The sequence below is a fragment of the Peribacillus sp. NPDC096448 genome, assembly GCF_044762675.1.
Taxonomy (GTDB): Bacteria; Bacillota; Bacilli; order Bacillales; family DSM-1321; genus Peribacillus; species Peribacillus frigoritolerans_B.
This window is the reverse complement of sequence record NZ_JBIWEU010000004.1, coordinates 129,363-142,552: the sequence shown is the minus strand read 5'-3', so window position 1 is coordinate 142,552 and position 13,190 is coordinate 129,363. Positions and strand designations below refer to the sequence as shown.

The following is a 13,190-nucleotide window of genomic DNA, read 5'->3' as shown; positions in this document are numbered from 1 at the left end:
AAACAAAAAATCCAGACGATTACTTATAGTAATTTTACTTGAAATACTATTTTAGCACTAAGTTGATAAAATACAAAGTTTTTCTCTGAGGTGAACGAATGAAAGCTTGCGGTTTAGTAGTCGAATATAACCCTTTTCACAATGGACATGTTTTACATGCGAGAGAAAGTAGAGAAAAAACAGGGGCAGATGTTGTTGTCGCTGTTATGAGCGGACCCTTCTTACAGCGTGGCGAGCCCGCTATCGTCAGCAAGTGGACACGTGCCGAAATGGCCTTGAATGGCGGCATAGACCTTGTCATTGAGCTGCCCTATGCTTTCGCGACACAGAAGGCGGAAATATTTGCAAAAGGATCTATCGCTCTTTTGGAATCCCTTGGCTGTGACTCCTTTTGCTTCGGAAGCGAGGATGGCAAAATTGAACCATTCATCACCGCCCACAGAATTCTTTCGGATAATTCCGCTGCATTCGATGCCACAATTAAATCGGCCATGGATGCCGGTAATAGTTATCCGGCAAGTGCTGCCCAGGCTTATCGTTCGATCATCAATGATGATGCGGCATTGGATTTGACGAAGCCGAATAATATCCTTGGAAAGGAATATGTAAGTGCTGCCCTTTCAAACGGCTACTCCATTCGCCCTTATACGATTAAAAGGGTCGCTGCCGGATACCATGAAACAAAGTTGTCCAAAGACCCTATTGCCAGCGCAACTGGGATACGTAAAGCCATCCATGAACATCAGGATTTAAATTCTGTTTCCAGCTATATTCCACAAGCGACGTTGAGTGGTCTTGAAAAATATTTAATGCACTACCATGCCTTGCATGACTGGGAAATGTATTGGTCCATGTTGAAATACCGTATCCTTTCCTCCTCTTTAACCGAATTGGCAGCAATATACGAAATTGAGGAAGGCATAGAACACCGAATAAAGGAGATGGCCAACCAATCTTCGAGCTTTACTGGGTTCATGGCAGCGCTTAAGACAAAACGCTATACATGGACACGGCTACAGCGGATGTGTGTCCATATATTGACCCATACATTAAAGGAACAGGTGATTCACAATGACCAACCAGCCTATATCAGACTTCTCGGCATGAATGGCCGGGGACAAGAATATCTTGGCTCTGTAAAAAAAGGCTTGCCCCTCCCGCTCATCTCTAAACTTTCGTCCTATCGGAAGCAGGACATCGATACGGACTTGCGAGCAGCACAGGTGTATGCACTGGGCTTGTCCGAACCGTATCAAGCCGCATTGATGAAACGGGAATATGAATCTCCCATCATTTTCAAATGAAGAATGGTTCAAGATTGGTCCGTTTCATCCTTTAGAGTAAAAAAAACTAATCATCAAAAAAAGCGCAAACAGTAGGTGACTGCCTGCGCTTTTTTTCAATTTTCTTTTCCATTTAGCTTCGTTAAATAGGTTATTGCATCTTCAAAGGTGTCAATCGGCACGATCTTCATGTCGGTGTCAATATCCTTTGCTGCAATGAGTGCATCTTCATAATTCGAACCTGCTGCTCCGTTTTCATTCGGGGCAAAGAATATTTCGGCTCCAGACTTATCGGCTGCAACTATTTTCTGTTGAATTCCCCCAATTGGACCGACTGTCCCATCATCGGACATCGTTCCCGTACCCGCTATTTCATATCCATTTGTAAGATCACCTTTGGTTAATTGATTATAAATTTCCAATGAAAACATTAAACCAGCCGAAGGACCGCCTATTTGTTCTGAATCTATGGCAATCGCTGGTTTAGTGGTCACTTTTCGATTGTCATCCAGCGAAATGCCGATTCCTACCCTATTTGGGTCATTTTTAAATGGCTGCAATGAAAGAACAGCCGTTTTCTCCGTCTCTTCCCGCTTATAGACTATTTTAACTTCATCTCCGGCCTTCTTTCCGTTAATATAGTCCATGAATTCCTGTGCGGACTTGAATTTAACATCATCAACCTGAATGATTTGATCGCCCGCTTTCAGCTCTTTAGCTGCCGGCATTCCTTTTAGCACGTCCAAAACATATACACCCAGGTACTCGTATTCGACTTCTTTCCCTGCTTTTTCATATGCGATCTTAATGGCATTATTTTTAGAGCCATCCATCAAGTGGAGCTGCCTGATATTATATTCTTCATCTGTTTCATCTTCGGTTCGGATGGAGGTTTCCGGATAAAGCTCCTGATATTTGCTCCACTTCGCCAGCATGTAGGAATATATATTCGCCCGGCCCATCCTTACAGTGGTTAACATAAAGCTTCCTTTTGCTTCATCTCCTCCGGATACCTCAATGATTGGCTCCAATTCTTTAGCCATTCCTGGTTTTGATACATAAAAAGGTAGGGAATAAAGGGCTGATGCTATGAGAAGTATAGCCACCACCAGGAAAGTGCGTACATACATTTTACGGCTCATCTTCAAAGGACTCCTTCCAAGTAACAATGCTCTGCTTAATTTGATCTATCTTACCTCTTGCAGCTTCTTCTCCAATACTAATTATTTCCTGTACGTTTGTAAATGATTTCGAGCTGTATTTCTCAACCCTGGGGCGTATCATGACGTCTGAAGCAAACTCCCTGCTTTTAACCAGCTCCATTTGCAGGATATCGAGGCTTTGCATGATGACGTCATAAATGGAGTTTATCTCCATATCCTGTTTCACGTGGGCTACATCCACACCAATAATGATGTCTGCTCCCATATCCTTCACGACTGAAACAGGAACCCTGTCAACAACACCGCCATCAACAAGCAGTCTGTTTCCGATTTTTTCGGGAATGAAAATGCCTGGAATGGAGACGCTTGCCCTTACAGCCGGTGCGATGGGGCCTTCCTGAAAAATGACTTTTTCCCCCGTTTTTATATCAGTGGCGACCACCGCCACAGGAATATCAAGTTCTTCAAATTTCTTGCCATATGTAAATACCCTGATTAAATCCTTTGTCCGTTTACCCGAAATGAAGCCCATCTTAGGTATGGTGAAGTCCAAATAATACTTTCGCTTAAATGCACGGGACAACTTATAGAGCCTCTCGATATCCGACCCCGCTCCATAAAAGGCTGCAACCATAGCTCCCATGCTGCTTCCAGCAATCATATCTATCGGAATGCCTTCTTGCTGCAATACCTTTATCACGCCAATATGTGCAAACCCCCTAGCTCCTCCTGACCCAAGTGCAAGCCCGACCTTTGGTTTCGACAAAGATATCCCTCCCGCTTTAACTAATTCAAAATATTGAAATAACACTCATTCAAAGTTATGGTCTTAAACGGATTTATAGAAGCATATTATTTATATTGACAGTGAAACAAGCTTGGCAAATATAAACCATGTAGCCAATGAAGTGAAGGGCTGCATTGAAATTCCATTGTGCAGAACATCTTCATTACATGTCGGTACAATCCTTATTCCATCATGCGCTTACTTTTCGAGAAAAAGAAGTTCATATTTTATTATATACGAAACGAACTGCCCTTATTTAGTAACCTTCAAGAGGAGGCTGAATTTTGCTAAAATCAAAATCTAAAACAGTACTGTTAGCTACCTCCGTCACGATGATGGCAGTTGGCTTGATCATCTTCCCCCAAGAATCCTTTGAAGCTTCCAAAGGCGGACTGAATATTTGGTGGACAATTGTTTTCCCTTCGCTTTTACCTTTCTTGATTTTCTCGGAGTTATTAATCAGTTTTGGGGTTGTCAGGTTCATTGGTGTCATGCTCGAACCATTTATGCGTCCCTTATTCCGTGTACCAGGAGTGGGTGGTTTCGTTTGGGCAATGGGACTTGCATCAGGATTTCCAGCCGGGGCGAAATTCACTGTAAGGCTTCGTCAGGAAGAACAATTGACCCGCATTGAAGCTGAAAGACTCGTTTGTTTTACTAATTCATCCAATCCATTGTTCCTGTTCGTTGCCGTTGCCGTTGGTTTTTTCCACAATCCTCATTTAGGGATCATCCTTGCGCTTTCCCATTACCTAGGAAATTTTTGTGTAGGCATCATCATGCGTTTTTACCGTTGGAAAGAAGAAAAATCCCATACAAAAGTACTGACCAAGCTCCCTTCCATAAGACAAGCCTTTAGCCAAATGCATCGAACCAGAATAAAAGAAACAAGACCATTTGGCAGTTTACTTGGAGATGCGGTACTCTCATCCATCCAAACCCTATTGATGATCGGGGGTTTCATCATTCTCTTTTCTGTGGTGAACAAGCTTTTATTTCATATGAACATTACCGGATTGCTAGCTTCTGGGGTCGGAGGAATTTTACATATTTTTAATTTCCCCGATTCCTTAAGCCTCCCCTTCATATCAGGCATGTTTGAAATGACTCTAGGTTCAAAATTAACCAGCACGGTCGAAGAGGCGACACTCTTTCAGCAAACTGTGATGACAAGTTTCATCTTAGCTTTCAACGGGTTCAGCATTCAAGCGCAAGTTGCCAGCATCATTGCCGCAACGGACATTCGTTTCACTCCCTTTTTTCTGGCTAGGATAGCACATGGCCTTCTGGCATCCATTATTACCGTCCTGCTTTGGGAACCATTCTATAAAGGCACAATGTACAGCGGCAACCCGATAAACGCATTCCCAGTCAGCGGATCAGATGAACACGCGAATTCCCTATATCAAAGCATGCTTGATATTGGCCCCATTCTAACACTTGTGTTTTTGATCCTATACATCATCATATTTACCAAAAGGCTATTCAAAGGCCTTTCGTAAACCGAAAAAAGAGCATTGCGCGTTGGCAATGCTCTTTTTTCTATCCTTTCAGTTCCTCGTATTTTTTGGCCAGAGCTTTCTGGACGACGCTTGGCACTAGTTCGGAAATATCCCCGCCATACTTCGCAACCTCTTTCACGATACTTGAACTCAAGAAAGAATATTGATTTTTCGTCATGATAAAGAATGACTCTATTTTATTGTTAAGGAATCGGTTCATCGAAGTTCCCTGCATTTCATACTCAAAGTCGGAAGTCGCCCTCAATCCCCTGATGATCGCATTCGCGGAAACGCTTTCAGCATAGTCGACCGTCAATCCCTGATAGAAATCCACTTTAACATTCGGCATATGGGCAGTCGCTTCAGTAATTAGTTCCAGTCTCTCCTCCACTGTAAAAAGAGAATTTTTCGCTGAATTGTTCACGATGACCACATACACCTCATCAAAAACATTCGCTCCCCTTTGAATGATATCAAGATGACCAAAAGTTATTGGATCAAAACTCCCCGGACAAATCGCTATTTTGGACATTCATAGTTCCCCCTGTTCGTGTACGTTTCCCCATTGATAAATCGTAACGGCAATGACGCCATAAACTTCTTTTCTCTTAACGGTAAAGTCACCAACTTTTTCTGGCAAAGTAACATCATGGCCATGCTCACAAACAATGTATCCCATATCGTTCAGCAATCGGTATTTATGTATTTCTTCAAGAATCTCGACTAGCTTTTGTTTCTTATAAGGTGGATCAAGAAAAATCAATTCAAAAGTCATTTCCCTTTTCACCAAAGCCTTCAGTGCACGCTCTGAATCATTTTTATAAACTTCTGCACGGTCTGAAAACTTGCATAGTTCCAAATTGGCCTTAACCGTTTGATTTGCTTTAAAATCCCGGTCGACAAATATGGCTTTATCCATGCCTCTGCTTAACGCTTCAATTCCCAGTCCACCGCTTCCCGCAAACAAGTCGAGGACCAGCCCTCCTTCGAAATAAGGACCAATCATGTTGAAAATGGATTCCTTGACTTTATCAGTAGTCGGCCGGGTTCCTGTACCCGGTACAGCCTTAAGTGGTCTTCCTTTGCAAATTCCGGAAACGACCCTCATCATCCTCACCACATTTTATGACAAATTTCTGTTACTTTCCTATCCTAACATATTAGAAAAAGCTAGCCAATATTTAAACCCATTTGGCTTCATTTCCAAGATGAAAAGAACTTATCATTTCGTACCATGGATAGAAGATATCCATTCTTTTTATAAATCTTTTACATTTTGAATAATAAAGTGGTTTTTGGCAATAATGTGAATAACAACATTCCTTTTTAGGTGTTGTTGCCAACCGCGGAGAAGGCTTACGTTTCCCCATAAGTTCTTCCTCCGGTTTCTCCTCTCCCTTTGCCTTCTGGTCCTTAGTTAGACATAGAAGGACCCTGCATATTTTTGCAGGGCTTTTTTTTATTCATAAACCACTTTTCTTTGTCATGATTCGTCAATGAAGTTGTCCTTCTCTTTTATGAGGGATAATGATAAAGTAATGAATAATAAGTTAGTTAGGAGAGGTTTAATTGATTCAACGTTTTATTGAAATTGGACAAGGATATTCCGATATATATGAGTTGCTGGAAGTAGGTCGCAATCAGAAACATCGAGTTGCAAGGCTCTTGGCCATGCATACTACTATAAATGATAAAAAGGTAACGTCATTGGTTATCGTCATGGAGCCCACAGATCCCGGGAAATTCCAGCCGCTTTACATTTGCCGTGAAGGTATACCTAATCCACATGCCACCAAAAACAAACGCTATGAGCTTTTTGAGAACTTGGCGGAGGAACTGGATAGACCAATTATTGAAATCGACGTGAAACCTTCGGTGCTCTTTGCAGAAATAGAGTTGTACTACCAACACTTAATCGGCATTTTGCGAATGAATAGATATCTTCCGCCATTAGGTTGAAAGATGTTGATGCCCGGAAAATGAAAAGAGCTGACTCCGCATGAGTCAGCTTTTTTCAAATTCCCATTTTATAATCATATTCTTTCGCTTTATCCGGTTTGGAGTTTTCGAACTCCACCTTCAGAAAAGGCTTATAAGAAAGGTCCACCTTTTTAACGAACGAATAATTATTCAGCTTTTCCACTAGTGGTTCCACTTCATCCATATTCGTATAAAGCACAACATATTTCAACTTTTTTGAAACATAATGGATATTTCCAAATTTCCTAAGCATTTTGGCTTGTTTTAATGTATGTAAATAGACGATGATTCCCTGTCTCGCTCCAAGCATATCAATAACTCCCTTTTATAAAGGTTTTAACTAAGTGTAGCATAGCAGAATCTTTACTTTCAACCAAGAAAAAAAGATTATAAACAAAATTCTCTCACTATTATGAATATACACACTGTGAAGGGAGCCAAACAAACGATGGATTTAAACCAAATCTGGCATCAATTTATTGATCATCTATTAGATAATGATGATATTACCCAAGCTTCGATAAAAAAGTTCACAGGTATACCATTTATATATATCCATTATCATCCGGCACAAAATGATGATGGTAAGCTTTCTCTCTTAATAAAAAAAGCCGCAAGCCTTTCAATGCGTGGCAAGCAGCTTCATTGTGAAACCATTTTCGTACGGCAGGAAGAACATTTATATGTATTCCGGCATCGTTTTTATGTGCCGCAGCAAAAGATGTTTTGCTGCGGCAACCTTTGTCCGGATTGTATTTTATTTCGCAGTTAATCGCTTTGTCACGTATCCGGAATATAAATGATAAAATCAAGGTACAATGAAAGACCTTTATACATGCATCGGTTCATTGAATGTCCCGACGAAGGTTCCAAACATGACACAGCCACCGAACTTCGTAGCAATGTCGAATTTCGATGGCTGCATGTTATATACCGGCCTAATGTTCACAATCCGGCCATTACCTTAAGCAGAGCACCCGCAACTTCCCCCGGTTCCACAGCTTCCCGTTGAACATCCGCCGGATGAAACAAAAAATGGATTCCCCGCCGGCGTTTTGACCTGTTCAGAAACCGCTCGGCCAATTCTTCCGCTTATTTCATCAAGAACGGATTGCAATTCGGTCTCCGCCCGCTTGAACCTTGCTACGGCAGGATGCATATCCATGTCTCGTTTAGCTTGCCTCGTTTCTAAATTGATGCGTTTATAATCCGGATGATATTTACCGAACCTTTGAACATCTTCAAATAGATCCTTTAGCGAAGTAAACTTGGAAATTTTCCGCTGGGCATCTTTGTCGTTTTGTAATTTATATAAACTAAGGAGGTATTCTTCCCCTATTTCAGAATGAAGGATCATTTCAGCTAATCCATCAGCCTGATGTAAAATGTCGATGATTTCCATAGTAGCAAGCATTAACAAGCTCACCTCCACAACCATTTTACCATTTCTCCCTTTTAGATGCTAATGGTTTGATTAAATCGAGGAAGTGATATGTACCTCAATCTCTTTTTGCAGACCTGTTTTTTCACCTGCACCATTCAAAATCTCCAACTTAATCTTATGCATGCCATTCGGAACATCCTTTAAGATAAATGCCGCGGTTTTCATATCGACTTTCTTTTGATTATCAATAAATACGGACACAGTTGCCAATTGTTCAGGATTTGATTCAGAAAAAACATAGTTTTTCAAGTAGCACTCTACATAGACAGAGTTGCCTTTTACAAACGTTTTTACCCGAAAGTCCTCATCCGAGTTTTGGATGCTCGATACAGTGTTGGCAGCAAGTGCAGAAACACCTTGCATGGCTATTCCTGAATTTTCAGGTTCCGGTATTTTCTTCCCACACCCCGACGCTGCCATCAACACTGTTAGAGCCAATATCAACTTTCTCATTCCATCGTCCCCCTTTTGCCTTTATTGTTCGCCAAAAGGAGTAATTTACTCTTATTTTCTTCATTCACCTGGAGCATTCATCGCTTGAAACATATGAAGCATCATTGAGGCAACCTGAACGCTTTCCGAAAATTTAGAGACCCGATGTGGAATCGACTTCTCAAAATAATATTTCGCTTCTGTTTCAAACACATCCACTTCATGTGGATTACGCATTAACCTTTTGTACCATGCAGGCTGAATCCTCAAGTAATTTCGCATATCTTCATTTGTTTGAATGAATTCATATATATTCTGACGCATGAAAAACCCTCCTTAATCTTTGGAGAATAAAAAAGGGTTAGCTCTCTGCTCTTTTTCTTTTGGGGGAGGACTGGTATCACCTGATTTATTCCCTTGGAAAGCAGATAGCACTCCTTGGATTGCACCGATGGCCTGATTGGCATTCGTAATATATTGTTGAATCTGCCCCATATCCATGTTTTTAACGGCACTCATTAACGAACCGATCAACTCAGTGCTTTGGTCTCCCTTTTCAACCGGCGGTGATGGAGATCCTATATTCTCTTTGGGCTCACCCACACTGCCGTCAGCCTGCCAGCGTGGATGATCTTCTCCGAGTAAATACCACTCTTCAAAAAGTTCCTGCCACGTTGCTTGTTTGCTTCTCACTTCATTCACTAAATGAGGATGTTCCTTTACAAATTCCCGAAATTTATCCACGGAGGGCCGCTTTCTTTTTGCCATTACTCTCACCTCACACTTAGACATCGCCTATTGCACCATATGCTAAAGGTAAATAAAAAGTGCATAACATTCCTTTTCATATGCAATTGGACTAACTGCGGAATCCAAGTTCCTTATGTAAAACACTCCATTGGCAAAAGATCCTCATCGAGGGGAAGGCCCACGGTGGGGATCAGGAACTTTACGCTATATCGACAGAAACCTTTTTCATTTTGAAAATATGATCCACAACAAGAAAACGGACCCAAATCGGATCCGTTTCTTTATCTCTTTATGAAATTCTGGGTGTAATACTTTTTATATACCCCGACGCCCAGACCTGTAAATTCCTCGTCCAGCATCGCATCCCGATGCCCTTTGCTATTTAGCCAACCTTCCATGACTGCAGCTGCATCCACATATTTGGCCGCTATATTTTCACCTGCCGCCCTGTATTTTACATGACCTGCATCGAGACGCTTTTCCAAATCCCCCTTTATTTCAGACACATGGGTCCCTTCAGGTGTGTCCGTCATTTCCCGGCTATGAAGGTAAGCAACCTCCGCAGTTGCGGCATCCCATTCTAAAGGCTTCAAATCAAACCTGCTTCGCATTATATTCGTAATATCGAAAATTTGCTGCTCATTGCCATCTTCCACTTTAACCATGTCTTCATCAGAAAGATCCTTAACTGTCACAAGTTCACCATGATAGGTCAACTCATACGGCTTTTGTTTCAATAGGGTGGAATCATCCAAAAATCGGATGCTTGAAACAGTCCCGGTGAATTTATCCAAATAAAGCTGAACATTAATATTCCCTAAATCAATCAACGGCCTCATGTTCATATCTTCCTCCGACAATTCAAAACGATAGGAACTGTGACCAACTTCAATATCAACGGTAGGTTCCACATATAAACTAGAATAGATGGCATCAATCGATTGTCCAATTTTAAAAGGAGCGACATTGACCTCATCACCTATTCCATAAGCGGATACCACTTTTTCATTTTCAACGGCTAATTGGAAGTAATTATTATAGTCCTTTTTATACACCCACCATTCATATCCGTAGGCTGACAAATCAATTCGATCCGGCTTACCATATTGCCTTTCTATCTCTTTTGCATTTTTCCCGATCGTTACTGCCAGACCTTCTGTCACTTCAGTAACCCCTTCCTTTTCAGAGGAAGTGCTTTTTTCATTTATATGTCCATTGGGGTTAACACCTTTGTTACCATCAATAAGAGGGTTTCCTTCATCTTCATCGCCGATATTAAGATAAATACCGATTACGAAAAAAATAATGATTAACACCAACACCTTACCTAAACTGCGCAGAGGAACACTCCCTCTCTCTATCTAATTTATGTATCCAATGCAAAAACCTTTCTTTCTTGATTATATCACTGTTCAATCATAATTTTCTAATTTACGATTGACTGCCCCTTCATTAAATTTATTAAAAAAATGGAACCTTTGTGAATGATTAAAATACCATGGTTGAGTTCATTGCAACTTCCACCATTTCGTACTATTATAAAATATAGGATAAAATGGTATATTATAAACATACTTGGAGATTTTTAATATATTCATGTACATAATATTTTCCCGGTATGTCATTTTAATTCTCAATAGTAAACATAGGAGGTACTACTCGTGAAATTTGAAAGCTTTGGAATCGAAAACATCACAGCCGACTTAAACCGACTAGATGACCTAATGCCGCAATATGGTTTAATACGAGCAGAACAATGGGATTACGAAAGAGTCAGTTACGATCGTAAGTTCGAATTAAAAGAAGGCACGTTTTACCTGAGAATACTTGGCTATGCTACAGAGGGCGATGTTGGCGCTCACAGGGCCATCATCAAACTAATGGTTCCTCTATTAGGAAAACACTATTATCCACACGGAGTTGAATATGGTGAAGGAGAGGATTTCCCTGCATCACTAGTTAAACAATGTGAAAAAATCCTCGCTCAAATCAAAGAAGAACTTACACAATTCAACGGCCTGTAAAAGCCGTCAGCGAAAAGCGGGTACAAAGAGAGAGGGTCATGCGTGATGCTCTCTTTTTTTGTATCCATTACAAAAGCCTGATGCTTTTTTGCACCAGGCTTTTTCGTCATTTTAAAATCCTAGGATCGCCTTTATTAAAGATGTTGTTTCGCCGCCATGATAAATCACATAAAGCAGGATGTAAACAGCTACTCCAGTAATCCCAGTGAAAAACCAAATGATGCTTGTCGCAGGCCCGATTTTTTTATGAATGGCGAATTTTCCTTTAAACCCAGTGGTAAGCATGATGATCCCCAAAACAGCTCCAGTTGTTGCAAGAGTTATATGGAAAATCAAAAAAATCGTATAATAAATTTTTATGTCATCGGGTCCGCCAAATGACGTACTACCAATGAAGACCGTCCGGGAAAGATATATAGTGAAAAAGATCACCGCAAAAATCGCAGCTGCCATCATGGTTTTTTTATGGGTCTCGATTTTGCGTTGTTTAATTTGATACCAGCCAATTGCAACAGTGATGGCACTTAATACAATGAAGGCTGTACTTATCGTTGGAAGGATTGGTAAAGACATATGAAGTGTAGTCCTCTCTATATTTATTAATCAACTACCATTTTATAAGAGGCAATCATAAAATTCAATAAAATCAAGGATTATTAACAGAATGCTCACTTTTATAGAATAGCCAAGTCAAATCACTGGCTATTTGCTTTAATTCGAAAATCAGTCAAAGGCAGATAAAAGACTTGTCCGCCTCAAGACAAGTCTTTTTATCGTACAATTATTCTACAGTCTGAAAATCCGAAGGTATCGGATCGATATCATTTTGGCCGCCATTCTCCTTTTTGAACCAAGCAAAGAAAATGACACCTAATACATAGCCTAAAACGATTTCTTGAATCACCTTCATCAGAACCCCACCAAGCTGTTGATCCTCAAGCAATGGCAGGCCATTGAACATTTCCGGGCCACTGAGCGTTAAGCCCGACAGTGCTGAAGCAGGAACGCAAAGTTCCATGGCACTCGCCCAAGATTCCGCATTCGTAAATGTATCATACATCGGATCATTAGCAAAAATGATTAAAGCGCAAGCAGGGGTCATTAGAATGCCACTGCCGAAAATATAAGCTACTTTTTTCACACCTGATAGACTTTCACGTTCCGGCAGTCGATTGACAAGCGGGAACCACATCAAAACGGCAGTCGTAAATAAAAGGACCGTGTATCCGGCATGAAACCACATCCCAGTTTTGATAAAGTCGAACACTAATGGGATATGGTACAGCGAGAAAAGAACATTAAATAGTAAAAGGGCGACAAGAGGTCTCGTGAAAAATCGAAATAAAGTCTTCACTCCCCTTGAATTTATGAAAGTTCTTATAAGCCAATCTGGAACCGCTATGATAAATAAAGGCGGAATCACGAGATAGAGCAGTGCCATTTGAAACATGTGGGCGCTGAACATGATATGGCTCAATAAGTCCAGTGGCGATCCTTTTACCACATATAGAAGGAACATGGCTATCAAAAAATAAGTTGCCTGTTTAACGGAAAGCGATGAACTGTCCGAAAACTTCGCCCTTTTTTTTGTCACCAGCCAAAAATAGCCAACGGTTATTAGTACGAGGACGGCAAAATAATAAGGACTCCACAAAGCGCGAAATCCGAAAATATCAATAGACAAAAAAATCACCTCGTTCATGAACTTTTTCTTACTTTCATTATACCTAAAAAGAAACATGGTAACAAATATAGATAAACCTGGATTCTTTTTCTAGCAATCAACACATAAAGAAAACCGGCTATCATTCAATAGCCGATTTTC

General features: G+C 40.8%; 18 protein-coding genes. 5 read left to right on the top strand and 13 right to left on the bottom strand.

Translation table 11 applies throughout. The features are described 5' to 3' along the window. Positions 1 to 98: 98 nt before the first annotated feature. Positions 99 to 1,304 carry a nucleotidyltransferase gene (locus tag ACIQ0C_RS09260; protein WP_403059195.1) on the top strand — a complete coding sequence of 402 codons (1,206 nt, stop codon included), beginning with the start codon at positions 99 to 101 and terminating at the stop codon, positions 1,302 to 1,304. 95 nt (positions 1,305 to 1,399) lie between these two features. On the opposite strand, the gene ACIQ0C_RS09255 is transcribed toward ACIQ0C_RS09260, so the two are convergent. Then, positions 1,400 to 2,425, bottom strand: a complete 1,026-nt coding sequence (locus tag ACIQ0C_RS09255) for a SepM family pheromone-processing serine protease (protein ID WP_403059193.1) — start codon at positions 2,423 to 2,425, stop codon at positions 1,400 to 1,402. Further along, on the bottom strand, positions 2,415 to 3,212 hold the full coding sequence (locus tag ACIQ0C_RS09250; RefSeq protein WP_403059191.1) for a patatin-like phospholipase family protein: 798 nt from the start codon (positions 3,210 to 3,212) through the stop codon (positions 2,415 to 2,417). The genes ACIQ0C_RS09255 and ACIQ0C_RS09250 overlap by 11 nt, the downstream gene beginning before the upstream one ends. A gap of 305 nt (positions 3,213 to 3,517) precedes the next feature. Between ACIQ0C_RS09250 and ylbJ the strand changes: the two genes are divergently transcribed. Next, entirely contained in the window at positions 3,518 to 4,735 is a 1,218-nt protein-coding gene (gene ylbJ, locus ACIQ0C_RS09245; protein WP_403059189.1) for a sporulation integral membrane protein YlbJ, read from the top strand. A 40-nt stretch (positions 4,736 to 4,775) separates the two neighbouring features. Here the strand turns inward: ylbJ and coaD are convergent, their stop codons facing one another. From coaD to ACIQ0C_RS09230, 3 genes are all read right to left on the bottom strand, one after another. Next, positions 4,776 to 5,267: a pantetheine-phosphate adenylyltransferase gene (gene coaD, locus ACIQ0C_RS09240; protein ID WP_034313942.1), complete on the bottom strand. Its 492-nt coding sequence runs from the start codon at positions 5,265 to 5,267 to the stop codon at positions 4,776 to 4,778. Then, complete coding sequence (rsmD, locus tag ACIQ0C_RS09235; protein WP_034313946.1) at positions 5,268 to 5,843, bottom strand: 16S rRNA (guanine(966)-N(2))-methyltransferase RsmD; 576 nt, start codon at positions 5,841 to 5,843, stop codon at positions 5,268 to 5,270. A 73-nt stretch (positions 5,844 to 5,916) separates the two neighbouring features. Beyond that, the gene (locus tag ACIQ0C_RS09230) at positions 5,917 to 6,105 is read right to left on the bottom strand and encodes a hypothetical protein (RefSeq protein ID WP_402839316.1); all 189 of its coding nucleotides are present in this window, start codon (positions 6,103 to 6,105) and stop codon (positions 5,917 to 5,919) included. 199 nt (positions 6,106 to 6,304) lie between these two features. On the opposite strand from ACIQ0C_RS09230, the gene ACIQ0C_RS09225 reads away from it, so the two are divergent. Further along, entirely contained in the window at positions 6,305 to 6,694 is a 390-nt protein-coding gene (locus ACIQ0C_RS09225) for a DUF7147 family protein (protein ID WP_053534320.1), read from the top strand. Positions 6,695 to 6,749: 55 nt separating this feature from the next. On the opposite strand, the gene ACIQ0C_RS09220 is transcribed toward ACIQ0C_RS09225, so the two are convergent. Beyond that, on the bottom strand, positions 6,750 to 7,025 hold the full coding sequence (locus ACIQ0C_RS09220; protein WP_048684554.1) for a YlbG family protein: 276 nt from the start codon (positions 7,023 to 7,025) through the stop codon (positions 6,750 to 6,752). 138 nt (positions 7,026 to 7,163) lie between these two features. On the opposite strand from ACIQ0C_RS09220, the gene ACIQ0C_RS09215 reads away from it, so the two are divergent. Next, a complete protein-coding gene (locus tag ACIQ0C_RS09215; protein WP_402839313.1) occupies positions 7,164 to 7,487 on the top strand; it encodes a hypothetical protein in 324 nt (107 codons plus the stop codon). A gap of 192 nt (positions 7,488 to 7,679) precedes the next feature. On the opposite strand, the gene ACIQ0C_RS09210 is transcribed toward ACIQ0C_RS09215, so the two are convergent. From ACIQ0C_RS09210 to ACIQ0C_RS09190, 5 genes are all read right to left on the bottom strand, one after another. Next, on the bottom strand, positions 7,680 to 8,129 hold the full coding sequence (locus tag ACIQ0C_RS09210) for a YlbF/YmcA family competence regulator (protein ID WP_402839362.1): 450 nt from the start codon (positions 8,127 to 8,129) through the stop codon (positions 7,680 to 7,682). Positions 8,130 to 8,189: 60 nt separating this feature from the next. Then, on the bottom strand, positions 8,190 to 8,612 hold the full coding sequence (locus ACIQ0C_RS09205; RefSeq protein WP_403059187.1) for a hypothetical protein: 423 nt from the start codon (positions 8,610 to 8,612) through the stop codon (positions 8,190 to 8,192). Between the two features lie 60 nt (positions 8,613 to 8,672). After that, entirely contained in the window at positions 8,673 to 8,915 is a 243-nt protein-coding gene (locus ACIQ0C_RS09200; protein WP_207437561.1) for a YlbE-like family protein, read from the bottom strand. A gap of 12 nt (positions 8,916 to 8,927) precedes the next feature. Then, positions 8,928 to 9,359 carry a YlbD family protein gene (locus tag ACIQ0C_RS09195; protein WP_403059185.1) on the bottom strand — a complete coding sequence of 144 codons (432 nt, stop codon included), beginning with the start codon at positions 9,357 to 9,359 and terminating at the stop codon, positions 8,928 to 8,930. Between the two features lie 263 nt (positions 9,360 to 9,622). Beyond that, positions 9,623 to 10,657 carry a CAP domain-containing protein gene (locus ACIQ0C_RS09190; RefSeq protein WP_402839307.1) on the bottom strand — a complete coding sequence of 345 codons (1,035 nt, stop codon included), beginning with the start codon at positions 10,655 to 10,657 and terminating at the stop codon, positions 9,623 to 9,625. Between the two features lie 345 nt (positions 10,658 to 11,002). On the opposite strand from ACIQ0C_RS09190, the gene ACIQ0C_RS09185 reads away from it, so the two are divergent. Then, on the top strand, positions 11,003 to 11,365 hold the full coding sequence (locus ACIQ0C_RS09185; protein ID WP_402839305.1) for a YugN family protein: 363 nt from the start codon (positions 11,003 to 11,005) through the stop codon (positions 11,363 to 11,365). Between the two features lie 111 nt (positions 11,366 to 11,476). On the opposite strand, the gene ACIQ0C_RS09180 is transcribed toward ACIQ0C_RS09185, so the two are convergent. Both ACIQ0C_RS09180 and ctaG read right to left on the bottom strand, forming a co-directional pair. Continuing rightward, the gene (locus ACIQ0C_RS09180; protein ID WP_048684536.1) at positions 11,477 to 11,938 is read right to left on the bottom strand and encodes a DUF420 domain-containing protein; all 462 of its coding nucleotides are present in this window, start codon (positions 11,936 to 11,938) and stop codon (positions 11,477 to 11,479) included. 208 nt (positions 11,939 to 12,146) lie between these two features. Next, a complete protein-coding gene (ctaG, locus tag ACIQ0C_RS09175) occupies positions 12,147 to 13,058 on the bottom strand; it encodes a cytochrome c oxidase assembly factor CtaG (RefSeq protein ID WP_403059441.1) in 912 nt (303 codons plus the stop codon). Positions 13,059 to 13,190 lie beyond the last annotated feature (132 nt).

Bases quoted from the DNA above. Each gene is read 5' to 3' on its own strand.
- ACIQ0C_RS09260 (WP_403059195.1), top strand. From the start codon at position 99: ATGAAAGCTTGCGGTTTAGTAGTCGAATATAACCCTTTTCACAATGGA.
- ACIQ0C_RS09255 (WP_403059193.1), bottom strand. From the start codon at position 2,425: ATGAGCCGTAAAATGTATGTACGCACTTTCCTGGTGGTGGCTATACTT.
- coaD (WP_034313942.1), bottom strand. From the start codon at position 5,267: ATGTCCAAAATAGCGATTTGTCCGGGGAGTTTTGATCCAATAACTTTT.
- rsmD (WP_034313946.1), bottom strand. From the start codon at position 5,843: ATGAGGGTCGTTTCCGGAATTTGCAAAGGAAGACCACTTAAGGCTGTA.
- ACIQ0C_RS09230 (WP_402839316.1), bottom strand. From the start codon at position 6,105: ATGGGGAAACGTAAGCCTTCTCCGCGGTTGGCAACAACACCTAAAAAG.
- ACIQ0C_RS09220 (WP_048684554.1), bottom strand. From the start codon at position 7,025: ATGCTTGGAGCGAGACAGGGAATCATCGTCTATTTACATACATTAAAA.
- ACIQ0C_RS09215 (WP_402839313.1), top strand. From the start codon at position 7,164: ATGGATTTAAACCAAATCTGGCATCAATTTATTGATCATCTATTAGAT.
- ACIQ0C_RS09210 (WP_402839362.1), bottom strand. From the start codon at position 8,129: ATGCTTGCTACTATGGAAATCATCGACATTTTACATCAGGCTGATGGA.
- ACIQ0C_RS09205 (WP_403059187.1), bottom strand. From the start codon at position 8,612: ATGAGAAAGTTGATATTGGCTCTAACAGTGTTGATGGCAGCGTCGGGG.
- ACIQ0C_RS09200 (WP_207437561.1), bottom strand. From the start codon at position 8,915: ATGCGTCAGAATATATATGAATTCATTCAAACAAATGAAGATATGCGA.
- ACIQ0C_RS09195 (WP_403059185.1), bottom strand. From the start codon at position 9,359: ATGGCAAAAAGAAAGCGGCCCTCCGTGGATAAATTTCGGGAATTTGTA.
- ACIQ0C_RS09180 (WP_048684536.1), bottom strand. From the start codon at position 11,938: ATGTCTTTACCAATCCTTCCAACGATAAGTACAGCCTTCATTGTATTA.